Here is a 25527-nt window from a genome sequence, read left to right on the forward strand (position 1 = left end):
CATGAGCGCACTATCGGCTTGTCGCGAAGCGCTGCGCAACACTGAACTGCATCGCCGCATCGGCTGGGTCCGGGAGATGCAGGGGCTGGCCATCGATGCATTGGGCCCCGACGCCGCAGTCGGCGAACTGTGCCGCATCAAGGTGCGCAGGCATTCGCAGTCCGACCCCACAGGCGACGTGCTCGCGGAGGTCGTCGGGCTCAAGCAGGGCCGCGTCACGCTGATGCCCTATGGCTCGGCCGAGGGCATTGCATCGGGCTGCGAGGTCCAGGCGCTGGGCGCGAGATCGCAGATCGATGTCGGCCCGGCATTGCTTGGCCGCGTGGTGGACGGATTCGGCGATCCGCTGGACGGTGGGCCCCGCCCGGCCACGTCCATGCGCAGGCCGCTCAAGGCGGCGCCCATCAACCCGATGCGGCGCCCGCCGATCGACCGCATCCTCGAAACCGGCATCCGCAGCATCGACGGCCTGCTCACATTGGGCGAGGGACAGCGGATCGGCATCTTCGCGGGCAGCGGTGTAGGCAAGAGCACGCTACTGGGCATGCTGGCGCGACACCTGGGCCAGCATGCGGGCGCCGACGCGGAAGCCGTCAACGTGATCGCGCTCATCGGCGAACGCGGGCGCGAAGTGCGGGAGTTCATCGAAAAGCAACTCGGCCCCGTTGGACTTGCGCATTCGGTCGTCGTGGTCGCCACATCCGACCAGCCAGCGCTGGCCCGCCTGCGGGCGGCCTATGCGGCGTTGGCGATCGCTGAGCATTTCCGCGACGAGGGCCGCAAGGTTCTCCTGACCATGGACTCGGTCACGCGCTTTGCAATGGCGCGGCGGGAGGTGGGGCTGTCCGCCGGCGAACCACCCACGGCGCGGGGCTACACGCCCTCCGTGTTTGCGGAGCTGCCCGAGTTGTGCGAGCGCTGCGGCACCGCGCCGGGCGGTGGGTCGATCACCGCGCTGCTCACGGTGCTGGTGGAAGGCGACGATTTCAACGAGCCGGTGTCGGACGCCTTGCGCGCGATACTCGACGGACACATCGTGCTCTCCCGGCACCTGGCCCATCGCGGGCACTATCCGGCGATCGACGTACTCAAGAGCGTCAGCCGGCTGATGCCCGAGTTGGCCGATGCCGACCAGCGTGCACTTGCCGTGACGGCGGTGAACCAGTTGGCCGTGCTCGAGCGCAATCGCCAGATGGTCGACATCGGTGCCTATGAGAGAGGCTCGAACCCCGAACTCGACGCAGCGTTGCAGATCGAGCCTGCGTTGCAAGCATGGCTGCGGCAGAGCACCGGGGGCGCAACGCGTGCGGAAGCGCTCAGCGGGCTTCGAGCCATTCTGGCGGAGCAGAAGAAGCCATGAGCAGGACCCTTGCAGAGACCACTGCCGCCCGGGATGCCGACGTTCGCGGCTTCGCGTACACGCTCGAACCCGTGAGGCAGAAGCAGCAGTGGCGTCTGGAGAGGCTGACGGCCGATCTCGCCCGAACGCAGCAGGCACTCGCTCGTGTCGAAGCACAAGTGGAGGAACTGCGGCGAATGCACGATACGCAGGCCGATGCCGTCGGCCATGCGTTGACGCAACGGGTCGATCCAGCGGCCCATCGGTACGCACTGAACCATCTGGCCCGCCTGTACGAGCGGACTTGTGAGCTCGACGAAGAACGCAAGTCGTTGAATCAGCGCTGCGCCTCACTGAGAAAGGCTTGCGTGGCGCAGCAACTCCGCATCGAAGGGCTCGTGCGCCACAAGGAAGAGGCGCTTGCCGAATACGCGCACGAGATGCGCCTGCGTGCGAGTGCCGAGCAGGACCGGGACTGGCTTGCGCGTCCGGCTACCGGCCGTGTCGTCGGAGGGCGCGGGCGATGAGTTCGCAAGTTTCAGTAGCGCTCGCGCGTGTCACTCAGCCGGCCCAGCAGGGTGGCGGCGCCGTGTCGACCGGCCGCGACGCCCGACAGCATCAAATTGCATGGCAGCGCGAGATGGAGTGGGCGCAGTTGACGTCCTGGTTCAAGGCGAACCCTGTCGCCGGGGAGAACGCGGAGCCGCCGCCGGAGAGCCGCACAGCAGCACACGCTGCCGCTCACCGCCATGGCGGCGAGAAGCGCGGCAGCGCGCCGCCCGGTGCGTCGCGGACGAATCCATTCCCGGCAGTGCCAGCGTCGAGGACATCGAATGCTGGACACATGTCGACGGCGTCGACGGCGCCCTGGATTTCTTCTGGCCCGATGTCGATGCAGGCTGCGCCGAGCAAGACGCTGCGCCCCGCAGAGGGTCCGCAACGACCCGAGGCGTATCAGCTGCCACCCATGACCGGTTTGCCTGCGAATGTGCGAAGGGCGTTTCCCGCATCCATCACAGAAAGCGCATCACGCTCGCAACCGTCGATGCAAATCATGGAGCCGTCCGCGCTCCTGCGTCTGCATGGGGAGGAACGCCCCGAAGGCCATGCCGTATGGATCGCCATGCGTGCGAACGACGAAGCGCTTCGCGCCATGTTGCCCGGCATCGTGGCGGATCTGCAGCGCGGGCTCAGGGATCGCGGCGAGCGTCTGCACCTCGTGGTCTGCAACGGCCAGCCGGTCTGGCGCGACGGCGTTGCGCTGATTCCTCAAGACACCCCTCACGATCAACTTCACCCAAGGGAGGCCTGATGGCCATCGATTCAATCGGCGCAGCCGGCGCAAGCAACCTTCAGGCAAGCAGCCTGGGCATGGAGGACTTCCTCAAGATCCTTCTGACCCAATTGACCTACCAAGACCCGCTGAAACCCATGGACAACCAGGAGTTCATGGCGCAGATGGCGCAGTTCACGAGCCTGGAGCAAACCCAGCAACTCAACAACAAGATCGAAACGCTGATCACCAACCAGGCGGCGCTGCAGTCAGTAGGGCTGATCGGCCGCACGGTCGATATCACCGTCAGTGAGGGGCAACTGAGCGGCACGGTCAAGGCGCTCTCGCTGTCGGGCGATGCGCCGCTGCTCACCATCGAGACCACGGCGGGGGCCACGCTCGGCGATATCTCCTTGAGCCAACTCGTCGCCGTGCGTTGATCGCCTGAACATCCGGAAGAAATCACCATGCTCGAATCCATCTACGTCGGAATGACGGGGCTGCTGGGCTATTCGCGCGGCCTGCGTGTCATCGCCAACAACACGGCCAACATGAACACGCCGGGCTTCAAGAGCTCCAGTCTTCAGTTCGCCGACGTGTTCTACACCGGAGGCAATCTCAGCGGCGGCGTCACCAGCCAGAACAACAACCAGCTGGGCTTCGGCCTCAATACCATCGGAACGACGATGTCGTTCAAGCAAGGCGAGTTGCGCCAGACCGGCAACGAGCTCGACATGGCGGTCGACGGCCAAGGTCTCTTCGTGCTCAAGGGAGACGATGGCAGCCTCGTCTACACCCGCGCCGGCCAGTTCCGCTTCGACGCCGATGGTGTGCTCGTGAGCCGAAGCACCGGCGAGAAGGTGATGGGGCAGGACAGCAATGGACAGCTTGTCGAGATCAGCGTCGCCGGGCACATGACGCAAGCTGGCAAGGCAACCACCCGGGTGAAGTTCAGCGGCAACCTTTCGAGCACGGCGACCGAGCAGGAAGTGGGCAACATCACCGTGCTCGACGCGATGGGCGGAAGCCACACGCTGACGCTGAAGTTCACCAATACGGACAGCGTCGAGGCCGGCAGTTGGAGCGTGGATGTCATGGATGGCACCACCGTGCTCTCCACCGGGCGCATCGTGTTCGCCGATGGCCGACCCGTCGCGGATGCGGCCATCGTGCAGGCCACTTATACGCCGCCGGGCCAGCCGCCGATGGCGCTGACGCTGGATTTCAGCTCGGATGTGACGTCATTCGCGTCGGGCAATCTGTCGACGCTTGCGATGACTCTTCAGGATGGTGTCGGGCCCGGCACCCTGAGCGGCGTGGCCTTCGACGCCAATGGCGTGCTTTCCATCAGCTACTCGAACGGCGAATCGCGCAACGGGGCTCGCATCGCGCTCGCGCGCTTCGACTCGCAGGATGCGATGGCGGCGCTGGGAGACAACCAGTTTCGCATGCTCGACGAGCGCGCCTGGCACTTCGGCGCGGCCGGTGAGGGCGCGTTCGGCAAGGTGCGTACCGGCGCGGTCGAGATCTCGAACGTGGACCTGTCACAGGAGTTCTCTGATCTGGTCGTGATGCAGCGCGGTTACCAAGCCAGTTCGCAGGTCATCTCGACGGCCAGCGACATGCTGCAGGAACTTTTCTCGATGAAGAGCCGATGAATACGGCGATGTCTTCCGCTCTGCTCGATCCGGTGGCGTCGGCGCGCCGGGCGCGCCCGCTGCGGCATTGGTCAAGGGTCCGGCAGGATCTTGTGTGCTCGCAATTTGCCGCGGTCCATCGCGCCTGGTGTGCGGATTGGCTGCCGGCAGACGAGGTCGCGGCGCTTGACGCCGATGTGTTGGTCAGCGAAAGCGATGCGGGCATGGAGCACGTGCCGGAAGACGCTGTCTGGTGGTCCTTCGCTGATACGCCGGCGGTGACAAGCGGCGACACCGCGACCCGTGCGGTGGCGCGCGCGATGTTCGGAACCGATGTGACGACGACCGCACCGCGCCGCGAGGCATCGGCCATCGCCGAAGGCATGGTGCGCGCGGCGTGGAACGACTGGCTGCATCGCATCGCTTCATCGCCCGCGCTCGTCGGGAGCGAATTGCGGGAATCGCCGCTGGTGCGGGGTGCGTCGGCCGTTGCCGCCAAGCCCTGGTCCGGCGCCTTGTGGCTGCGTTGGCGCTGGTGCGGTGGTGTCTGGCGAATGGGATTGCCGTATCGCGCGGTGGCTGCACTTGTTGGCAGCGAGCCCGCGAAGGAGACCGCACAGGCAGCCGCCACCGCGGCAATACCACTCGAACAGGCCTTGGCGCGGGAGCGGATTGCGTTGCGCGTCATGCTGGCGGGCGCCGAATTGAATCTTGGCCAGTTGCAGGCGCTGCGTCCCGGCGATGTCATCCCGTTGAAGCATCTGCTCGACGCGCCGCTCAAGGTCATTGCCGCGGATGGTGCATCACTCTGCGACGGCTGGCTCGGGCAGCGCCAAGGGCGAATCGCCGTCGAAATGGCGCGGCCGGCCGCACCCCCCCATCCAACAATCATTCAGTGAAGGAAAAGAACCGATGACGAATGCCATCGAAGGAATCGTGACCGCGCAGACCGTCGTGCTGCCGGACCTGCCGGCCCATGTCGATGGCGATGCCAGCAGCGCCACCATCCTGCGGGACTGGAATCCGCTGCATCACATCAAGGCCAAAGTGCAGGTGTGCGTTGGCGAGGCATCTCTCTCCGTGGGCGAACTGCTGGCAGCCAAGGAAAACCAGGTTCTGTGTCTCGACCGCACCATCGATCAGCCGGTGGACCTGACGATCGAGGGCAAGGTCGTCGCGCGTGGGCAGCTGGTGGCGGTGGACGATCACTTTGCGGTGCGCATCACTGACCTGCCGGTGGCCCTGAACCTGAGCCGGGGCGCCTGATCGATGAATGTTGTCGATGCGGGGCTGCGGCGGGCCGGCCTTCCCGGTTTGTGGCTGGCTTGCCTGATGGCGCTCGGCCTGTGGTTCGCGACGGGGGCCGGTGCGCAGACCGTGGCGCCGGCGGTCGCGGCGACCGCCCGTACGGCCAGCCTGCCATCCAGCATTCCGGTCATGCGCGAACCGACGGAGGATGATGGGGCGCGTGGTCCAGGTGTCGGATCGCTCGCCATCGCGGCCGTATTCGTCCTCGTGGCGGCTGCGGTGTACGTGGCGCGAAAGAAGACGCGCACCGTGGCGCCGCCTTCCGAACTCGCGCGCTCGTCCTGCATGCGGCTCACGCCTCGCCACAGCCTGCATGTCGTGGAGTGGGAAGGCCGCCGCCTCCTCGTGGGATGCAGCGAGCAAACCATCTGTCTCGTGGCCGAGTCGCCGCGCGTGCCCGCCGCGGAAGAATCGGCATGAGATTCAGGTCTGCACCGTTGTTGCTGGGCGTGATGCTGCTCGGAGCCGCGGCCCAGGCGGCGGCGCCCGCTGCGGCACCGAGCGTCGCGGCCGCCGAAACTTCGCAGGCATTGCGCGTGGTGCTGGGCCTGACCGTGTTGGCCGTCCTGCCGGCGCTGATGGTCTGCCTCACCAGCTTCCTGCGCATCATCGTCGTACTGTCGATGTTGCGCCACGCCATCGGCATGAACGAGACGCCGCCCAATACCGTCCTGATCGGGCTGGCCCTGTTCCTCACGTTGTTCACCATGTCGCCGGTGCTTCAGACGCTCGGCCAGGATGCGTTCGAGCCCTTCATGGCGGGCAAGCTCTCGGTCGAGGAGGGCTACCAGAAGGGCGTCGGTCCGCTGCGCGAATTCATGGTCCGGCAGACCCGCGAGGCCGACCTTGCATTGATGGTGGAGCTTTCGAACGCACCGGTACCGGCATCGATGGACGACATCGGCAATGTGCAGCTCATTCCCGCCTTCATGCTGTCGGAGCTGCGCTCGGCATTCCAGATCGGCTTCGTGATCTTCCTGCCGTTCCTGCTCATCGACCTGATCGTCTCCAGCATTCTGATGGCGCTGGGAATGATGATGATGCCGCCGACCACCATCGCGCTGCCGCTGAAGATACTGATGTTCATCCTGGTCGACGGCTGGAGCCTGGTGCTCAAGGCACTCGTGGGCAGCTTTCACTGAGTGACGCGCGATGTCTTGCGAAGAATCGGCACCGCTGTGGGTTTACTGGAGGGAGGAGGGCGATGCGGCCGCCCGCGAGCGCCTCATCTGCCTGCATCTGCCCTACGCGCGCATGCTCGCGGCCACGCTCTTTGCCCGGCGCGTGCACGGCGGTGTCGAGTTCGGCGACTACCTGCAGCTTGCGCGCATCGGCCTCATGGAGGCGGTCGACCGCTTCGATCCGGCGCAGGGCGCCAGCTTCAGGACCTATGCCTCCAAGCGCATCCAGGGCGCGATGCTCAACGGCCTGGTCCGGTTGACCGAAATGAACCAGCAGAGCAATGTCATGGCCCGGCTTCGACAGGAGCGGCTGGAGGTCGTGAAGGAGGCCGCAACGGATGCCGCTGGCGCATCGGTCTCGTCTGCCGACCCGGACGCCTTGTTTCGCTATCTGGCGGACGTGGGCATTGGCCTTGCAATCGGCGTCCTGCTGGAAGACACGGGCATGATCGATGCGGATGCCTTCGAGAGCGATGCGCGCATGCCTTCGCCCGAAGTGAGTTATTTCCGCAAGACCGAGATCCTGCGACTCCGCGAGGCCCTGCGCGACATGGTCGACCAGCTGCCGGTGCAGCAGAAGAAGGTGATCGCCTGCCACTATCTGCAGGAGATGCCCTTCGAACACATCGCGCGCCTCCTGCGTGTTACGCGCGCACGCGTCGCGCAATTGCACCGGCAGGGCCTGTCGCGGTTGCGCGAGTTGCTCGGCAAGGACGCGCATTGCGACGTCTCGTGGTGACCTTTCCTATCGTCCTTCAACCGGTATCCTTTGCTCTTCATGACCCAGCCGACGCCATCCTCCGTTGCCGCCCGTCAACGCCTTGACCGGCTCGACGGTTTCCTGCGCGAAGACCCCTCGAACAACAGCCTGCTGATCGACGCTTTCGAAACCGCGTTGGCATGCGGGGAGTGGGAGCGCGCCAGGTTCCATCTGCAGCATGGAGATTCATTGGGTACCGAGCCGCTCGCGTGGCGTCTGCGCGAGGGCGACTACTGGCTCGCGCAGCAGCGCTACGACGAAGCGCAGCGTGTGCTGGAAGCCCTGGCGCGAACGCCGAACCCGCCCGCGGGATTTGCCGAAGTACTGCTTCACAACCGTGCCTTCATCGATTTGCGCCGCGGCCGCCATGCGGAATGCATCGCCCGGCTTGCGCCGTCGCTGGAGACATCGGCCGATGGTCGAGACGGCGTTGTTCGGCATCCGGCGACCGCAGCGCGCGCGTTGCAGCAACTGTGGCTGCGTGCGCTGCACCTCCAAGGCGATCTCGACCGCGCCATCGCCTGGGCGAAGGAGGCGGAGAGGCAGAACGGGCTCGATCCGCAGGCCGCGGGGGTCGCCAGCCTCATCGCCATCGATGCAGCTGATTTCGTTGCGGCGAAGCGCTGGTCGGTCGCCAGTCTCCAAGCGGGAAACCCCGCGGACCATCCGCCCGAAGCCCTCGTGACGCAGGCTTCGCTTGCACTGGCGGCGCGCGATGCCAGGCACGCGGCCCGATTCGCCGATCTCGCACTGCAGCGGCATCCCGACGACGGTCGGGCCTGGTCGACGCGGGGATTTGCCGCACTGTTGGCCGGCGATCTTCAGGTGGCCCATGCGGCCTTCATTCGCGCGCTGGCGGTTCTGGGCAAGCACATCGGCACATGGCACGGCCTGGGATGGACGCAGATCCTTCAAGGCGACTTGCCGGCGGCCCGTGCCAGCTTCGAGGCGGCACTGGCGCTGGACCGCAACTTCGCCGAGAGTCACGGCGGGCTTGCTGTCGTCCTGGCGATGCAGCAGATTCTGCAGGAAGCGGAAACGCACGCCGAGACGGCGCTGCGGCTCGACAGGGGCAATTTGTCCGGTCGATATGCCCGTGCGCTGTTGAACGGTGAAGTGAAAGATGCCGAAGATCTTCAGCGCCTCGCCCGACGTCTGCTCGGCGGCCGCGAAGCGCCACTAGGCGGCGACATGGCTGACTTGCTGCCGAAGCAGCAGGCCGTCGATCCGGAAGCAGACTAGTCCGAGCGGCAGGGCGCCGGCATCACATCGGCGAGCAAGAGATCGCCTGCCTCGCGCAATGCCGCTTCGAGCGCGGGATCGCCTTCCATCCGATGCAGCACCGTGTCGACCAGTTGATCGAACCCGTGGTCCTCAGGCCGCCTGCGGCCCAGGGCCTCCACCAGTACCGATTCCAGAAAAATCCGAACGGCCTTGCGTCGACGTTGCGGATCGTCCGGCGACAACGCCCGCACGCGCAGTGCGGGCGTCCGCTGAATCGTGGCGTCGCCATGGCCGGCGTGCCGCTGCGCAGGATCGCGCCGCGCGGGAACGCGTCGCTGCGCGCCCAACTGCGCGCGAACCGTGGCGGCCAGTTGCGATGGCGGATCAATCATGCAGATGACGCTGGCCGATCAATGCGCGGGGCCACGCTGCCGATAGCCCGCGAGCAGCACGTGCGCTTCGGACTCTGACAACGGCTGGGGCGTGATTTCCGGCCCCGGCACCGAGTTGCGCATCAGGGTGCGGATACCGTCGATGACCTTCTCGATATCGCTCGTCAGCGCGACATTGCCCGTGTTGAGCGCGATGCCCTGCTGGAAATCGTGCAGCGCATCTTCGAAGCGGTCCTGCGCCAGCGACGCAAAGCCGGCCACGAAATGGGGCAATGGATCGGTATCGGGCAATTGCAGCAGCGGTTGCCAGGTGAGCAGTGCGGTGGCCGCGCGGCCCGAGCTGAACTGCAGCAGGCCCAACTGATAGCGGGCCATGGGCAACCCCGGCGCGAGGCGCGTGGCGTTGGCGAAGGCGGTCTCCGCCGCGCTCATATCGCCCAGCGCGGCGAACTCCGCACCCAACAGGAACTGAGGCAAGCCGGCCTCGGGTGCCGCCGCGCTTGCCTTCTGGAAGCAGGCGATGGCCCGTTCGGCATCGTCGGCCTGGCTGGCAGCCAGGCCTTCTGCGATCAGGCCATCGAGTGAATTGGATTCGGGCGTTGTCATGACAAGTTATCCAGCGTTTTGCGCTTCTGTTAAGAACCCTTCGATCGCGCTGGGTCATTCGCTTAACGATTTCCGAAATCCCTGGATGTATTGGTTGAGAGCCGTGCGTGACGGCTCACCAGATATCAGCAAGGGACGGAATAAAAATGGTAGCAATCGTCAGCGGCAACAGCCTGGGCCTGAGCATGAGCTCCTTCGCCACCCTGGGCCAGCGCGGCGTCATCGACACCGCGGCACAGGGCCGCAACGGCGAGCAATCCTTCGTCAATGTGGCTACCGGCAACCTGGTGCTGCAGGACCGCGACGACACCTTCATGGGCCGGGGCCTAGATTTCACGGCCTTGCGCACGTACAACAGCCAGGGCCTGATGAACGACGACAACGCCGACAACTGGCTCGTCGGCGTCGCCGCGCAGCGCATTGAACTCACCGGAATTGTCGGCACGGCCGGCAGTTCGGTCACCGTCACCGGACGCGATGGCGCCCGATCCGTCTACCACTGGGATGCCGCCCGCAAGCTGTATGTCGGCACCGCCGGCGCGGGCGCGTTCAACACGGTGAGCTACGACCCCGCTGCCGCCCAGTTCGTATGGACCGATGGCAACACGGGCCTCGTGGAGCGCTATCAATCGACAGGCCAGGGCCACCTGGTGTCCTCGCAAGACCTGAACGGCAACACCCTCACGTACAGCTACAACCCAAATGGCACCCTGCAGAAGGCCGCCGACGCCAACGGCGAGACCACCTTGTTCGACTACACGGGAGTGAACCTCACGCAGATCCACACGGTCTCGGGCGGCGTCGCCACGACCACGGTGCGCTACGGCTACGACGCGCAGAACCGCCTCGCGAGCGTCACCGTGGACCTGTCTCCCGAGGACGGTTCGATCGACGACGGCAACGTCTACCTCACCACCTACACGTACGACGGGGCGAGCACGCGCATTGCGAGCATCACCCAGAGCGATGGCAGCTCGCTGGCCTTCACCTATGTGCAGTCCGGCGGCGTCGACAAGGTCGCCAGCGTCACCGATGCGCTCGGAGCGGTCACCCGCTACAGCTACGACACGACGGCCAACACCACCACCGTCACCGACCCGCTAGGTGCGCAGTCGATCTTCCGCTATGACGCCCAAGGCCAGTTGCTGGAGGTGCGCGAGGGTGCGACGGCCGCCCACCCCGAGGGCCTGACCCGCACGAGCTTCGCCTATGACGACCAAGGCAATGTCACGAGCACCACGGATGGCGCCGGCAACACCACCGTCTTCGGCTACGACGCTCAAGGCAACCAGGTCTTGCAGCGCGACGCCGCGGGCAACACCATCACGCGCACGTTCAACGAGCGCAATCAACTGCTGACCGAGACCGTCCATGCGGCACCGGACCCCGATGGGGCGGGGCCTGCTCAACCTTCGTTGCCCCTCACCACGCGCTACATCCACGACGCTGCTGCAAAAAATCAGCTGCGCTTCGCCATCAGCGCCGAGGGCCGTGTGGTCGAGTACCGTTATGACAGCCATGGCGAGCTGGTGACCACCATCGAGTACGCCGGCCAGACCTACCCCACCGCCGGGCTGGGCGCGACGCAGGTCCCCACCGAGGCGCAGTTCGTCATCTGGACCGGGCTCCAGGACAAGACCAAGACCCTGCGCACCGACCTGGCGTACGACGCGCTCGGGCAGCTGAAATCCAGGACCACCTACGCCCAGGTAGGCACCGACGGGCTCGGCGTCGTCAGCACGGGATCGATCACGCAGTACGTCTTTGACCGCCGAGGCCTCCTGATTCAGGAGATCGCGCCGGACTATGTCGGGGTCACGACCTACGCGTACGACGGACTGGGCCGCCTGCTCGCGGTCACGCGCCCGTCGCTGGATGGGGTGACGCCGAACACGACGATCACAAGTCATGACGACGCCAACGGCAGGACCACCCTCACGCTCGCCAACGGCTTGGTGACCACCCAGGCCTTCGACAAGGCTGGGCGGCTCGTGAGCGTGACGCAATCGAGCGTCGGCACCGGCGTTCTGGGCACCACCCGCTACGTTTACGACGCTGACGGTCACCTGCTCATGGTGGAGGACCCGACGGGCGCGCGGCGCTTCATGCTCTACGACGAAGCCGGCCGCAAGGTCGCCGATATCGATCCCACGGGGGCGGTGACCGAATACCTCTACGGCGCGGATGGCCAGTTGCGCGAAACGATCGCCTATGCCACCGCGATCGACACCGCCCCGCTTTCCACCGGCGGCTCGCCGCTGGACTTGGCGGCCAACCTGGCAGCTGTAAGGCCCGAGGCCACTGCGCAGGACCAGAAACTCTGGCGTCTCTACGACGCGGCCGGCCGCCTCTCCTTCGAGGTCGATGCGCTTGGCTACGTGACGCAAACGAGCTACGACGGCGCCTCGCGCGTCACCTCGGTGACGCAGTTTGCCAAGCCACTGACCGCGATCCAGCTGGACCAGCTCGACACCGGCGCCGCCCTCCAGCTCGTCTCCATCGTCGACACAATCGCCGACCCCGCCAACGATCGCACCACCACCTCGCTCTACGACGGCGACAACCGCCTGATCGGGGTCATCGACGGCGAAGACTACCTCACCGAATACCTGTACGACGCCGCAGGCCGGTTGGTCGAGACCGTCTTCTACACCGCCCGGTGCGCCTTCAACAGCGCCGCGCAGCGCACCGCTGCCATGGCAGTCGCCCGCGCGAGTCATGACCTCGCAAGCGTGCGACCCGCTCCCGCCTACAACGCCATCCCCCTTCACGTCTACAACTTCTACGACGCCCGGGGGCAACTGGTCGGGCAGATGGATGCGGACCGCTATGTCACGGAGAACTTCTACGACACGCGCGGCAATGTCGTGAAGACCATCCGCTATGCGCGCCCCGGCTATCAGGGGTATCTCGTCGCGGGTGTTGCCCCGACGCTGGAGGGCGTGCGCCTGCTCAATCCAGGGCAGGACCAGATCGTCACCCAGACCTGGGACGCGGCCGGCCAGCTCGTCTCGCGTACCAACGTCGAAGGAACGGTAACGCGATTCGTCTACGACAGCGTGGGCCAACTGGTGGAGACCACCACGGCGCTGGGCACCAGCGACGAGCGCACGTCCAAGCTGCGCTACGACCTCCAGGGGCGCCTGATCGGCGAACTCGACGGCCGCGGCAGTCTGGCGGTCGGCGCCTCTTCGAGCCTGGCCGACTGGGTGGCGAACGGCACCACCCACAGCTTCGACGCGGCGGGCCGCCTCGCGAGCAGCACGGACGCCAACGGCAATCGGACCCTCTTCTTCTACGACGCGGTGGGGCGCCTGAGCTACACCGTCAACGCGATGGGCGAGGTGAGGGAGAGCCGCTACAACGCCCTGGGCCAGCTGGCCGACGAGGTGACCTACGGCACGCGCATCGATGTCGCGGTGCTCGCGACCACCAGTCCCGGCGGTCTGGTAACGGCCACCATCACGGGCGCCATCGCCGCGATTGCCGACGCGAGCAAGGACAGCCATGTCCTTCGCCGCTACAACGCTACCGGCACCGAGGCCAGCAGAACCGACCCGCTGGGCCATGTGACGAGCTACTCCTACAACGCGTTCCGCGAGGCCGTCGAGAGCAGCCAGGCGCTGGCGAGCGGCTACGTCGTCGTCGACACCGCCACATTCGATCGCCGCGGCCTGCAGATCCGCTCCATCCGGGATGTCTCGGGCACCAACGTCGAGCAGTACAGCCTGTACGATGCCTTTGGGCGACTGATCGAAACCCGCAACGCCTACGGTCGGGTGAGCCAGCAGTCCTACGACGCGCGCGGCAACCTCGTGGGGAGTGCCAACGGAGTCGGCGCGATTCGGCGCACCTCCTTCGACGCCCTTGGCAGGGTGGGCAGCTATAACGACGCGTTGACTTCCGACGCTGGTCGCTCTACCTATTCCTATTACTACGACACCGCCCAGCGCAGCGTGACGGTCAACTGGGCGGGCAAGGTCTCCACGACGGTGCATAACCGCGAGGGCCAGGTCCAGGTCGAGATCGATGAGTGCGGCAACGCCACGAACCACAGCTACGACCTGAGCGGCAACCGCGTCGAGACCCAGGACGCGCTTGCCGGCAAGACCACCAGCACCTACGACAAGGCCAACCGCCTCACCGCCACCACCGACGCCAACGGCGTGGTCACCACCTACGCCTACGATGCGGCCAACCGCCTTGTGAGTTCGACGATCGACCCGGGCGGGTTGGACCTCACGACCCGCTACGAGTACGACGCCAAGGGCCAGCGCGTGAGCGTCACCGACCCCAGGGGCGTGGTCACCACGATCGAGTTCGACCTCGCCGGCCAGGTCGTACGCCAGACCGAGGACGCGGGGGGCCTCAACCTGGAGACCGTCTACACCCACGACACCAATGGCACGGTGCTCACCGTGACCGACCCGAACGGCACGCTCACGCGCTACACCTACGACGGCGCGGGACAGCGCGTGAAGGAGCAGGTCGATCCGCTCGGCCTGAACCTCACGCGCAGCTACGTCTACGACAAGGCGGGCAACGTCGTGAAGGCGGTGGACGCCAACGGCAACGCGACGCTCTATGTGTACGACCAGGCCAACCAGTTGATCTACACCATCGATGCGCTGGGCTACGTCAAGGAGAACACCTATAACGCCGAAGGCTGGTTGACGCGGGAGACTTCGTACCCGGCGCCGCTGTCCGTGCAGACCCTGGCCAGCCTGGGCGCCACGGTAAGCTCCGCGCTCAACTTCCAGCACAACTACCTGCCGGCGCTCGGCACGGCAAGCGTCACGCAAAGGCGCGACTATGACTATGCCGGGCGCCTGACCTACACGATCGACGGCGAAGGCCGGGTCACCGGCTACACCTACGACGCTGCGGGCAATGTGTACCAGATCACCTCGTACGCCAACCGGGTCGATCCCACCACCCCGCCCGTGCTCAACCCGACCGTGGACACCGAGATCGTGGTCCGCGATCGCGCGCGCGACGAGGTCGTGTGGTTCTACTACGACGCGCTGAACCGGCTGGAATCCAAGGTCGACGCCACGGGCGCCGTCACACGCTACATCTACGACGCCAACAGCAACCTGATCGAGACGCGGACCTACGCCGCGGTCGTCAGCGCCGCGGACATGGCGAATTACGTCTGGCGGGGCAAGATGCCGGAGGTGACCGCCGACGCGACGCTCGACCAGCGCGTGCGCACCGTCTTCGATCACGCGAACCGTCCGGTCTGGCGCGTGGACGGCGCCGGGAATGTGACGGGCTTCGCCTATGACGCCGTGGGCAATGTGATCGAGGAGCGCCGCTACGCGACGCCGCTCACGCCCGCGCAACTCGCGGCCTGGGACGGCAAGAGTGCCCCCCCGGTGGCGGCCGACGACGCGCGCGACGCCGATGTGCGCACGGTCTATGACGCGGTCAACCGCCAGACCTGGCGCATCGACGGCGCGGGCTCGGTCGTGCACTCCCAGTACGACAGCAACGGCAACCTGATCGACCAGCGCGCCTTCGCCCATGCCGTGGCGCCCGGCACGCCCGCAGACGCCCAAGCGCTCGCCCTGGCCACGGCGGGCCTGATCGACGATGCCCACGACCGCCACCTGCGCTATGTCTACGACGCGGTGAACCGCGCCACCTGGAGCGTCGAAGGCGGCGCAGGGGGCACCGGGGCCTTGGTGCACGTCCAGTACGACGCCAACGGCAATGTGGTGGACCGGCGCGCCTATGCGAATGCGGTTTCCCTGCCTCCGGTTCTTGACGCAGCCTCGCTGGCGGCGGCGACGGCCGCCAGCGTCGACGACGTGCGCGACGTTCACACGCGCAGCGTCTACGACATCACGAACCGCGTCGCCTGGCAGGCCGATGGCACCGGGGCGGTCACGGGCTTCGCCTACGACGGCTTTGGCAATCTCGTGCGCACGGTCCAGTACGCCACGGCCATCGCGCCCGATGCGGCCCCCTCCAGCGTGGTGGCGAGCGCCAACGATCGCATCACCGTCATGGCCTATGACGCGTCGCGACGGCTCACCTTCGTGGTCGATGCGTTGGGCGGCGTCACGCGCACGGTCTACGATGTCTTCGGCAACGTGACGCAACGCATCGCCTACGCCAATCCGGTTGCCGCGCCTGGTGCGCAGACCACCTACACCGACGCGGCCCTGCAGGGCATGGTGAGTGCCAACCCGAGCGCGGACCGGGTGCAGCGGTACGCCTACGATCATTCCAATCGCCTGGTCTTCTCGATCGACGCCCAGGGCGGCGTGGTCGAGTCCACCTATGACGGCTTTGGCAATGTCGTGCGCACGACCGCCTATGCGCGCGTGGTAGACGTCGTGGGCCTGAGCGCAACGGCCGACGCCGCCGAGGTGCGCATGCGCATCGTGAACAGCAACGTCGCGGACGCGGCCAACGACCGGGTGACCCTGGGCGCCTTCGACGGCGCGCGGCGCCAGGTCTACGAGGTCGATGCGCTGGGCTACGTCACCCAGTTCGCGCACGACGGCCTCGGCCATACGGTGGCCACCACGCGCTACGCGCTGGCGATCCCCGCCACCACGGCCGGCACGGTGGCGGGCATCGCCGCGGCCATCCGCACGAACACGAACGATCGCACGACGAGCCAGACCTTCGACGCCGCCGGGCGCGTCCTCTCCAGCACCGACGCCATGGGATTTGTCGAATCCTGGAGCTACGACGCGGTGGGCAACAGGCTCTCGTACACCAACGCGAGCGGCTCGGTGTGGACTTACAGCTACGACAGCGCCGGGCGCATGACGACGGAGTGGGCGCCGCCCGTGGCGTTGACCACGGTTGTCCCCGGCGCCCCCAGCGAGGGAGGCAAGCTCGCGGTAGACGAGGCGGCGAGCGGTGCAGCCAGCATCGTGACAGCTCTCGCCTACGACAGCCTGGGCAACCTCCTGAGCCGCACCGAGGCGCAGGGCCGCCCCGAGGAGCGCACCACGAGCTACGTCTACGACGCGCTGGGCCGCCAGGTGAAGGTGATCTATCCCCCAGTGGGCGTGTACGACGCGGCGGCGGACGCGGTCACTGCGCAAACCCTCTACACCGAGACCACCTACGACGCGCTCGGCAACGCCATCGCCAACCGCGACATCGGCGGCAACTTCAGCTACAAGACCTACGACCTGCTAGGCCAGGTGGCCTTCGACGTCGATGCGCTCGGCTACGTCACCGGGTACCAGCGCAACGCCTTCGGCGAGGTGAGCGACCTCGCGCGCCACGGCACGGCCACCACGCTCGCGCTGTCCAGGCCCGCGAGCCTGCAGACCGCGCAGGTGCGGGGCGCCCTCGATGCGCAGAGCCAGGCCGAGCGTGCCGCCGACCGCACGCTGCATACCCGGTATGACCGCCTGGGCCGCGCCATCGAGGTGGTCGAGTCCACCGGCTTCGTGTTCGACAGCAGCCTCACTGCCGAGCAGCAGTACGGCTCGGGCGCGAAGACCACCCGCAACACGTTCAGCACCTTCGGCGACCTGATGCAGGTCGCGCAGCTCAAGGGCAAGGATGTCGCGGGTGCTGACATCTGGACGCTCACCACGCATGCCTTCGACAAGCGTGGCCAGGAAGTCGCCAGCATCGACGCGCTCGGCTATGTGACGACCCAGGCCTTCGACGCCGCGGGCAACATGGTCGATCGCGTGGAGTACGCCAAGGCAGCAACGGGATGGGCGGGGACGAGCACGCTCGGGGGCTGGACGGGCCAGGCCAATCCGACCGACGTGCCGACGATGCCGACGCCGCTGATCGACCTCGTCAACGACCGCCACACCGGCATCACCTTCGACCTCGCCAACCGCAAGACCAGCGAGACCCGCTTCAACGTCGAGTTCAGCACCGCGTCCAACGGCACCAGCCAGCGTGGCAACCTGACGACGAGCTACGGCTACGACGCGGTGGGCAATTTGACGCGCACGACCGATGCTGCGGGCGCCTCGACCTACAGCTACTACGATGCCCTGGGCCGTGTCACGGCGGTGGTGGAACCCACGCGCACGAGCACCGAGACCGGCGAGGCCCTCGCGCCGCTGACCGTTTATCGGCGAGATGCGTACGGCAACGTGGTCCTGAAGACCGAATACGCCAATGGCGCCTCGATGGTGCCGGGCCTGGAGGGCACCCCCCTCGACCCGCGGTCCGCGCCGCAGCCCACGGTCGTCGTCGCGCCCAACCCGGAAATCGAGCACCTCACACAAGCCGCTCAAGGCTACTCCGACTACGGCGTGACCGGCTACATCTCTCTCGCGCCTTTCGAGGGCGGAGTCCCTCTGTATCGACTCTCTCAGGGCACCCAGCACTACTACACGGGCTCGGCGCAACTGCGTGACCTCAAGGTGGGCGAAGGCTTCACGGACGAGGGCATCGTCGGCTACACCGCTGCCGCGGGAACCCCTGGCACCCGAAGCCTGGTGCGCTTGGTGAAGTTCGACCCCAACCTGGGCACCCTCTACACCCTCGTGTCCGACCCCGCCGAATTCGCCTTGCTGGTCGGGGGTGGTTGGGTCGCCGACATCCTCGCCCCCGATGGTGGAAACGCAGGCTGGGTTGCGCAAGGACCGGACGCCACGCTGGGCGAACCCCTGAAGCACCTGGCCAACCTCAGCCCGTTCCTGGGCGACAACATCTTCGTGACCGGCAATACCGTGCAGGTGCTGCCGCCCGACCTCGCCGCCGTTGTGCGCTCCGACCGAGAGAGCTTCGCCCAGTACGACAGCCTGGGCCATGTCGTCCAGAGCACCGACGCCTCCGGCGCCAACCACTACAGCGCCTACAACGCGCAGGGGTTATTGGCCAAGGAGTGGCAGACCGACGCCATCCAGTACCTGCCCGGCGCACCGCCGCCCACGGACATCCAGGTGCCCGCGCAAGGCATGCCTGTCATCTCCGGCGTCAGCGTCGGCCTCGTGGATGCACCGGCTGTAGGCCCCGGCGGCGACGTGGACCAGTGGACCAGCTACCTGTCCCTGCGTTGGCCGCCGCCGCTGGGGTCGGGGCTGCGCTCCTTCGTCGAGATCCATCCCCAGGGCAGCCCCGAGACCGTCTACATCTCGCCCTTCGGAAGCACGGCCTCGTACGACTTCATCGACCTCTCCCGCTATGGCGGGGTCTTGGACTACCGCATCGTCTACCGCGACGCCGGGGGTCAGGAGTACTACCAGGCCACAGGCACCTTGACCATCCCTGGCGGCGACGGCGACCCGTCCATCGTCGACACCACGCCGGCGTACATACCGGCTCACACGGAGCGCGTGCCGGAGAACATCCAGACCCTCTACCGTGCCTACCAGTACGACGCCCTGGGCCGCCAGACCCATGTGTTGGAGCCTGGTGTCGACAGCGAGCTACGCTACAACGCCTTCGGCGAAGTGGTCGCCAAGAGCGTGAACGGCGAGCAAGGCGAGTACTTCGACTACGACAACGCCGGACGCCTGTGGCGCAGCAACGCCGGGGACGGCGTCGACAAGATCGCGCTCTACGACCTGCAAGGCCACCAGACGGCCGAGATCCGCAGCGCCGGCAGCGGCCGCGCCGACCTCGACCTGCGCCAGATCGGAAGTGCCCAGGCCGCCGCGCAGCTCGCCGACGTGCGCCGCACCGACACCACCTACGACCTGCTGGGCCGCGTCGTCAGCCAAGCGCTGCCCGAGCGGCTGGAGACCCAGGGCGGCGCGACAGTGCGCAACGACACGCTCACGAGTCGCATCAACGCCGACTCGGTCCGGCTTGACTGGCCGGACTTCCTGGCCGGCCTCGGCAGCGGCGACGTGGAGGTCACGCTGGGCTATGCCACCGGCGACGGGACGGTCCGGAACGAAACGCAGCGCTTCGACGCCAACCAGGCGGCCAACGGGGTGACGCTGGCTTTGAGTGGGGTTCAACAGATCACCCACGTCACGGTGCGCAAGAAAGACCCGTTCGGCAACTGGCAGGTCATGCTCGATCGCGATGGCGCGCACGCCTCGGGCGGCTCGATCGGCCAGAGCGTCGCGATTGCGGCACCGGCGGCGGTGGTCGGCCCCGTGCCCGGCTCCGAATACCCGGGCGCCCAGGTGATCATGCAGGTGCGCGCCGCCGGCAGTCCCGGCGACAGTGGCTGGAGCACCGTCGCGCTCACGAACTTCGGCGACAGCCTGCGCTACGACGCCACGGGCCTCGCGCGCGGCGACTACGAATACAAGGTCACCACGATGGTGCCCGGGCAGGCCGACCAAGTGACCGCGAGCGGTCTCCTGAGCGTGACGCCGCTGCCCCTGGGCAACATCAACGTCGCGATGGGCGTCAATCCGGGCGCGCAGACCTTCGAGTGGCAGGGCCCGGGCGCCGGCGACATCCAGGTCCTGCGCCTGCGCCTGGCCGGTTCCGCCGGTACGTGGGTGGAGCAGCGCATCGACCACCCCGCCGGCAACGAGTGGAGCGCAGTCAACCTCGCGGGTCTGGCGGGTGGCCTGTACGAATACGAGTTGCTCTGGAGCCACCCGGGCCTGGGCGCGGAAGGCGGCCCCTACGCGCACGCCACCGGCCAGATCAGCAAGGTCGCAGGCACCCCCGACCAGCACGTGCCCGGCACCCCGGGCACCCCCGCCGTGGGCGTACCGACCATCGGCGACATCACGGTGGTAGGAAACGGGGACGGGAGCTATTCGCTGCGAGTGCCCGAGCCGCCCTCGGGCATCGCCACGCTCGTCATTGCGTCGATCAACGCCTACCCTCCCTTGAGTGCGTTCATGGAGACGCAGGCCTTCTTCGGGTACGCCTATGCGTCCTTCGACGCCGGGCGAGGCTTGATGGGCGGCTATGCCTATGCTCCCGGCGACTATGAGGTCACCTACGCCTACTGCCCCGTGCCGGGGGCGGATGCGACGCAACTATGGAAGGCCCGCATCACCATTCACGAGGATCGCAGCGTCACGATGGAAGTGATTGCGCTGCCCTACGACCCCGGCACGCCGGAGATTCCGGGCTACACCATCCCCGGCGACCCCGCGCAGTACGCCCAGGCCGCCACCGACCGGGGCGCCTACGCCGTGAGCCAGGACCCGATGGCGAGCGGCCGGCTGATCAGCCAGGTCGCGGACATCAACGGCGTGAACGGCTATCAGCGCCCGGTTGTGAACCAGAACGTCGACCGCTGGGGCAACGTGATCGCCATCAGCGACCCGCGCTCGGCCGACTGGGTGACCACCTACCGCTACAACGCCAACAACCAGCTCATCGAGCAGGTGCAGGTCGCCGGCATCGTCACCAGCATCTACCACGATGAGATGGGCCGCCAGGTGGCGGTGAGGGATGCCAACGGGAACGTGAACGGCAACGTCTACGACGCCGGGGGCAACCTCGTTCAGGAGCTGCATGCCGACGGCGGCGTGGTGAGCCACGCCTATGACGCCTTCGGCAACAAGGTCCTCACCATCGACGCGGAGCACAACCCCACCTGGTACCTGCAGGACAAACTCAACCGCCTGATCCGCACCACCCGGGCCAACGGCGTCCAGGAGAGCCAGACCTGGGACGAGGCCGGGCGGCTGGTCGCCATCACCAACGGCAATGGCGAGACCATCCGCTACGCCTACGACCTGCGCGGCAACCTCGTTCGCACCACGCTGGCGATGGGGCAGAAGACCGAGTTCGCCTACGACGCGCTCAACCGCAAGATCTCGGAGACCGATGCCAACGGCAACACCGCGACCTGGACGTATGACTACTTCGGTCAACTGAAGGACCATACCGACATCGGCGGGGCGAGCTACACGTATGCCTACGACAACGCGCGCCAGCTCACCACGCAGAGCAACACGCGCGGGCAGAACCAGTCCTTCGAATACGACGCGGCCGGCCAGCTTGTGCACATCAAGGAAGTGGTGAACCCCGGCGTCTTCAGGGACACCTTCTATCGCTACGACCTCGCGGGCCGCCACATCCGCGAGACGACCGTGCAGGATGAGGTGACCTACCAGGACAACTTCATCGCCTACGACGCGCTCGGGCGCATGCGCTGGGTGGGCGATACGCGGGCGCTGGTCACCATCGACTACGACCTGGCGGGCAACCGCACCCACGTTCACACGCACCTGACCGACTTGGTGGGCGGGGAGATCGACACCGTTTACCAGTACGACGCGATGAACCGCCAGACGGCCATCACCACGTCGCAAGTGGTCAATGGGGTCGCCTCGCTGGACAGCCACACCCTGAGCTATGACGCGAACGGCAACCGCAGGAGCGACACCCACAACGGCTCGACGGAGACGTACGAATACGATGCGCTCAACCGCCTGCGCGACACCTGGCGCGACGGCGTGCTCGTGGACCATCGGGAGTACGACAACGCCAACCGCGTGCTGTCGAGCGGCAACGCCACCGAAGGCCGCTTCAACACGTACGACGCCAACGGCCGTCTGAAGAGCCAGGACGTGATCGAGCCGGGCAAGGCCTGGACCCACGTGGAGTACACCTACGACGACGTGGGCAACGTGAAGAGCTATCGCGCGGCCGATCTGGTGGGTCAAGCGATCTCCATGACCGAGAACACGCTGCGCGTGGGCGAGGGCTACCAGATCAGCGAGAGCAAGACCACGGGCCAGAGCGCCGGCGCCCTGGTCTACAAGTACGACGCCAACGACCGCCTGTGGAGCACCGACGACCCCGGCCAGACCATCGCCCCCGGCTTGCGCATCCACGACTACGTCAGCGATGCGGCGGGCAACGTGCTGTACGCCTACTACACCGACGAGAGCCACCAGCAGCGCAACAACGCGCAGCGGCAATTGATCGTCAACGGCGAGGTGCTCGGGCGCTACGGCGACGTGGCGGGCGAGCGCATCCTTGACGGGCGGTTGCCGACCTTCTCGCCGCAGGTGGACTTCAGCTTCGGCTACCAGCCCATCGATGGGAACTACCCGGCGGGCAGTCCCGGCACCTACGCGGTGGGCGCGGGCGACACGCTGCAGACCATCGCCAAGGGGGCCTATGGGGACGCGAGCCTCTGGTACCTGATCGCGGAGGCCAACGGGCTTGGCAGCAGCGCGGACCTGCGAGTGGGCCAGATGCTGACGATCCCGACGCGGGTAACGAGCGCGAACAACGCGAGCACCTTCAAGCCCTACGACCCGTCGAGGATCGTTAACGACACCCCGACCATGCTGGCCGCGCCGGGCAACCAGGGCGGGTGCGGGGGAATCGGACAGGTCCTTGTGGCAGTGATCGTGGTCGTGGTGGCGGTAGTCAGCCAGCAGTACTGGTTGGCGAACTACGGCACAGCGATTGGTGCGACAACTGCGGGTCCGGCCGTCCTGAGCGGCGCCGGAGCGACAGCGGGGGTCGCCGCTGGCACTGCCACGTGGACTACCGGGTCGCTGCTCGCGGCAGGTGCTGTGGGCGGCGCGGTCGGATCGGTTGCAGGCCAGGCTGTTGGCAACGCTCTCGGTGTGCAAGATGGCTTTAGCTGGAAGCAGGTCGCTCTCAGTGCAGTGGGCGCGGGCGTCACCGCTGGGCTGGGTGGCAGCGGCCTCGTCAACACCGGAAATGTGGTGGGCGATGCGGTCATTCGCGGCGCTGTTGCCAACGCAGCGACGCAAGGCATCGCGGTGGCGACCGGGCTGCAGTCGAGCTTTAGCTGGAAGTCCGTCGCGGCCTCGGCGGTGAGCGCTGGTGCGGCGCGGGGCCTGAACGCCGCCCTCGATTACAACCCGGCAGTCTCAGGCTTCGATCTCGGCAAGAGTCTCGTGACCGGCATCGGCGGCAGCCTCGTCGGCCAGGCGGTGCGCGGCGGCAGGATTGACGCGGCGACGGTCGCCACTGACGCGTTTGGCAATGTGTTGGGGGACAGCCTCGCAGCGGCGAATGGGCAGAAGGCGCAGGGCGTCGGGCCTTGGTCGGATGCGGACTACGAAAACGGCTCCGACGTGCAGGACAGCATCGCGGCAGCCAACCGGGGCGGCGCGGGCGCGCGGGTGTTCAACGAGCCGGATTGGAGCCGCGTGCCGGGCTCTGCGGGGTATGCGTACGGTCTCGGCGACAACGGCATCACGGACTGGCAAGGCAATGCAGCGGCCAAGGGCGAGCACAGCGCCTCGCTGGAGCGCGTGGCGGGCTCTGAACTTGGCAAGGAGCCGGGCGCCTCGAACGAGGATGCCTTCGTCGGCGAGATGAACGCCCAGCGCGACCTCAACATGTCGGTGGCGCGTCGGGCGGCCAACACGGCCTACAACGGCGACTCAGCGATAGCGTCGTACCAGTTGCTTGGCGGTGGGCCAGGCGGGATCACGAACGTCAAGCCGTTGAATTCAGGTGCTGGCGATCGCTGGTATCCCGATGCTGAGGGCTTAGGGGGAACAGTGGTTGGCCAACGCATGACAGCGGCCGAGATGGCGGCGTTTGATGCACTTGATGCGCAGACATCGAGCCCGCAGAGCTTTGGCGAGTTCGTCAACCCGAGCGGTCAACCTGCCTACAACGCGAACTGGCAGGCGGACCTCATTCGGAACACGCTCGACAATGCGATGGCACATCAAGCTCGCGAAAACAGCGCACCGGTGCCTATGGCGCCTAGCCCGGCGGCGTATCCGAGATCTGTTTCAACGTCGAGTCGCGGCAGTCTGAACTACGAGTCGATCAGCGGCGCTGCAGGAAGATCCGGCGCAGTGATCGGTGCGATTGACAACGCTGGAACGGCCGTCGGTAAGGCATCCGCTATCGCTATCCTTCAAAGGGCCGGATCATTGCACATCGATCGCATGGCTCAGATTGGGAGGGCTGCTGAACTTTCGGGCGCGATGAATGCGGTCAGCTCAGCCTCGAAATCTGGCCAAGCGATGGCCCGTACAGCACGAGCGACGAAGGGATTGGGCCCTCTGGGATTTGTCGCCGGCGCTGCAGAAATTTCGGCCGATGTTGCCGGTGCTCCGGTGAACCAAAGAGTGGAGACGTTTGCTTCGTCTACGACAAGCGCTGCCGTGGGAGGCGTCGCAGTGCTGGGGGCGGCCCAGTTGGGTGCGAGCTTAGGGCTGGCGGTGACTTTCGGTAACCCGATCGGAGGGGTGATTGGCGGCGGATTGTTCGGAATCGGTGCAGCTTTAGGCTATGAATTTGGCGGTGGATCTAATGCTGTAAAGGGCTTTGTTAAGGATGAATTACTGGAATTCAATGGGAAAAACAAATAAATCAAGGCAGTCAATTTATGCGTGGATCGCCGGCACGATGATTGCGTTTGTGCTGGCTCCGCTGCTTGCGACGAATTCGATGAGCATTCCTTTTGTATATAGAGAAAAGTGGCTTTTCTTTACAATTCTTGCTTATTTTCAATTGGGTCTATTGAGTGGCTACTTGCTGGTACGAGTGGTTCCAAGCGGCTTTTGGAATCGACTTCCAAAGCGTGAACGCTGGGGAGCCGTTGGTGGTCTTGTGATTGGGCCGCTGCTGCTGTCTTATCTCTTGCTCTTGCTATTCCCGTTAGTGGGAAACAGCCTCGCCGTTGAAGTCGTCGACAGGAGCTTTACCTATGTTTCGTCAAAGCCGTACGCAGGAACATCGCGTGGCCTCGTTCAACTAGAGCTTCTGGACAGTGGGGGCGCTAGCCACTGGGTGGTGTTCACGAAAGAGCGCGCAGAGAAGTTGGCCATGAAATGCGGCGATATCTTGGTAGCACGGGGCAGAAACTCATTTATCGGATATGTGATCGACGGTGAAGCCAAGACACGCGAAAGTGCCGAACCGTGCTTGCGCGACCGGCAGCCCTGAATGTGCTGCCCACATGCACACATGACCTTTGCGTTGCCGCCG

The 25527-nt window shown here is 66.3% G+C and carries 15 protein-coding genes; 13 read left to right on the top strand and 2 right to left on the bottom strand.

Going from position 1 to position 25527, the window contains the following annotated elements:
• The first annotated feature begins 1 nt into the window (after position 1).
• The 11 genes from AC1DHL_RS08360 to AC1DHL_RS08410 are packed head-to-tail and all read left to right on the top strand — an operon-like array spanning position 2 to position 8740.
• On the top strand, positions 2 to 1360 hold the full coding sequence (locus AC1DHL_RS08360; RefSeq protein ID WP_478161674.1) for a FliI/YscN family ATPase: 1359 nt from the start codon (positions 2 to 4) through the stop codon (positions 1358 to 1360).
• The gene (locus AC1DHL_RS08365; protein ID WP_478161675.1) at positions 1357 to 1866 is read left to right on the top strand and encodes a hypothetical protein; all 510 of its coding nucleotides are present in this window, start codon (positions 1357 to 1359) and stop codon (positions 1864 to 1866) included. The genes AC1DHL_RS08360 and AC1DHL_RS08365 overlap by 4 nt, the downstream gene beginning before the upstream one ends.
• Complete coding sequence (locus AC1DHL_RS08370; RefSeq protein ID WP_478161676.1) at positions 1863 to 2651, top strand: hypothetical protein; 789 nt, start codon at positions 1863 to 1865, stop codon at positions 2649 to 2651. Before AC1DHL_RS08365 ends, AC1DHL_RS08370 begins: the two co-directional genes overlap by 4 nt.
• Entirely contained in the window at positions 2651 to 3052 is a 402-nt protein-coding gene (locus AC1DHL_RS08375) for a flagellar hook capping FlgD N-terminal domain-containing protein (protein WP_478161677.1), read from the top strand. The genes AC1DHL_RS08370 and AC1DHL_RS08375 overlap by 1 nt, the downstream gene beginning before the upstream one ends.
• A gap of 27 nt (positions 3053 to 3079) precedes the next feature.
• A complete protein-coding gene (locus tag AC1DHL_RS08380) occupies positions 3080 to 4270 on the top strand; it encodes a flagellar hook protein FlgE (RefSeq protein ID WP_478161678.1) in 1191 nt (396 codons plus the stop codon).
• Between the two features lie 8 nt (positions 4271 to 4278).
• Entirely contained in the window at positions 4279 to 5148 is an 870-nt protein-coding gene (locus AC1DHL_RS08385; RefSeq protein ID WP_478161679.1) for a FliM/FliN family flagellar motor switch protein, read from the top strand.
• 13 nt (positions 5149 to 5161) lie between these two features.
• A complete protein-coding gene (locus AC1DHL_RS08390; RefSeq protein ID WP_478161680.1) occupies positions 5162 to 5515 on the top strand; it encodes a FliM/FliN family flagellar motor switch protein in 354 nt (117 codons plus the stop codon).
• A 3-nt stretch (positions 5516 to 5518) separates the two neighbouring features.
• Positions 5519 to 5977, top strand: a complete 459-nt coding sequence (locus AC1DHL_RS08395; RefSeq protein ID WP_478161681.1) for a flagellar biosynthetic protein FliO — start codon at positions 5519 to 5521, stop codon at positions 5975 to 5977.
• Positions 5974 to 6699: a flagellar type III secretion system pore protein FliP gene (gene fliP / locus AC1DHL_RS08400; protein WP_478161682.1), complete on the top strand. Its 726-nt coding sequence runs from the start codon at positions 5974 to 5976 to the stop codon at positions 6697 to 6699. The genes AC1DHL_RS08395 and fliP overlap by 4 nt, the downstream gene beginning before the upstream one ends.
• Positions 6700 to 6709: 10 nt before the next feature.
• Positions 6710 to 7477, top strand: a complete 768-nt coding sequence (locus tag AC1DHL_RS08405; RefSeq protein WP_478161683.1) for a sigma-70 family RNA polymerase sigma factor — start codon at positions 6710 to 6712, stop codon at positions 7475 to 7477.
• Between the two features lie 39 nt (positions 7478 to 7516).
• Positions 7517 to 8740: a tetratricopeptide repeat protein gene (locus AC1DHL_RS08410; RefSeq protein WP_478161684.1), complete on the top strand. Its 1224-nt coding sequence runs from the start codon at positions 7517 to 7519 to the stop codon at positions 8738 to 8740.
• Here the strand turns inward: AC1DHL_RS08410 and AC1DHL_RS08415 are convergent.
• Complete coding sequence (locus tag AC1DHL_RS08415) at positions 8737 to 9114, bottom strand: hypothetical protein (RefSeq protein ID WP_478161685.1); 378 nt, start codon at positions 9112 to 9114, stop codon at positions 8737 to 8739. The two genes, AC1DHL_RS08410 and AC1DHL_RS08415, sit on opposite strands and share 4 nt — an antisense overlap.
• 18 nt (positions 9115 to 9132) lie before the next feature.
• On the bottom strand, positions 9133 to 9720 hold the full coding sequence (locus AC1DHL_RS08420) for a hypothetical protein (protein ID WP_478161686.1): 588 nt from the start codon (positions 9718 to 9720) through the stop codon (positions 9133 to 9135).
• A gap of 146 nt (positions 9721 to 9866) precedes the next feature.
• Between AC1DHL_RS08420 and AC1DHL_RS08425 the strand changes: the two genes are divergently transcribed.
• On the top strand, positions 9867 to 24908 hold the full coding sequence (locus AC1DHL_RS08425; protein WP_478161687.1) for a LysM peptidoglycan-binding domain-containing protein: 15042 nt from the start codon (positions 9867 to 9869) through the stop codon (positions 24906 to 24908).
• Complete coding sequence (locus tag AC1DHL_RS08430; protein ID WP_478096834.1) at positions 24892 to 25485, top strand: hypothetical protein; 594 nt, start codon at positions 24892 to 24894, stop codon at positions 25483 to 25485. Before AC1DHL_RS08425 ends, AC1DHL_RS08430 begins: the two co-directional genes overlap by 17 nt.
• The last annotated feature ends 42 nt before the right edge of the window (positions 25486 to 25527 follow it).

This window comes from Variovorax sp. 10L426 (assembly GCF_056395305.1).

Excerpts from the sequence above, each read along its gene's own strand:
- AC1DHL_RS08365 (WP_478161675.1), top strand. The coding sequence starts at position 1,357 with ATGAGCAGGACCCTTGCAGAGACCACTGCCGCCCGGGATGCCGACGTT.
- AC1DHL_RS08405 (WP_478161683.1), top strand. The coding sequence starts at position 6,710 with ATGTCTTGCGAAGAATCGGCACCGCTGTGGGTTTACTGGAGGGAGGAG.
- fliP (WP_478161682.1), top strand. The coding sequence starts at position 5,974 with ATGAGATTCAGGTCTGCACCGTTGTTGCTGGGCGTGATGCTGCTCGGA.
- AC1DHL_RS08395 (WP_478161681.1), top strand. The coding sequence starts at position 5,519 with ATGAATGTTGTCGATGCGGGGCTGCGGCGGGCCGGCCTTCCCGGTTTG.
- AC1DHL_RS08430 (WP_478096834.1), top strand. The coding sequence starts at position 24,892 with ATGGGAAAAACAAATAAATCAAGGCAGTCAATTTATGCGTGGATCGCC.
- AC1DHL_RS08370 (WP_478161676.1), top strand. The coding sequence starts at position 1,863 with ATGAGTTCGCAAGTTTCAGTAGCGCTCGCGCGTGTCACTCAGCCGGCC.
- AC1DHL_RS08385 (WP_478161679.1), top strand. The coding sequence starts at position 4,279 with ATGTCTTCCGCTCTGCTCGATCCGGTGGCGTCGGCGCGCCGGGCGCGC.
- AC1DHL_RS08380 (WP_478161678.1), top strand. The coding sequence starts at position 3,080 with ATGCTCGAATCCATCTACGTCGGAATGACGGGGCTGCTGGGCTATTCG.
- AC1DHL_RS08415 (WP_478161685.1), bottom strand. The coding sequence starts at position 9,114 with ATGATTGATCCGCCATCGCAACTGGCCGCCACGGTTCGCGCGCAGTTG.
- AC1DHL_RS08390 (WP_478161680.1), top strand. The coding sequence starts at position 5,162 with ATGACGAATGCCATCGAAGGAATCGTGACCGCGCAGACCGTCGTGCTG.
- AC1DHL_RS08410 (WP_478161684.1), top strand. The coding sequence starts at position 7,517 with ATGACCCAGCCGACGCCATCCTCCGTTGCCGCCCGTCAACGCCTTGAC.
- AC1DHL_RS08425 (WP_478161687.1), top strand. The coding sequence starts at position 9,867 with ATGGTAGCAATCGTCAGCGGCAACAGCCTGGGCCTGAGCATGAGCTCC.
- AC1DHL_RS08360 (WP_478161674.1), top strand. The coding sequence starts at position 2 with ATGAGCGCACTATCGGCTTGTCGCGAAGCGCTGCGCAACACTGAACTG.
- AC1DHL_RS08420 (WP_478161686.1), bottom strand. The coding sequence starts at position 9,720 with ATGACAACGCCCGAATCCAATTCACTCGATGGCCTGATCGCAGAAGGC.
- AC1DHL_RS08375 (WP_478161677.1), top strand. The coding sequence starts at position 2,651 with ATGGCCATCGATTCAATCGGCGCAGCCGGCGCAAGCAACCTTCAGGCA.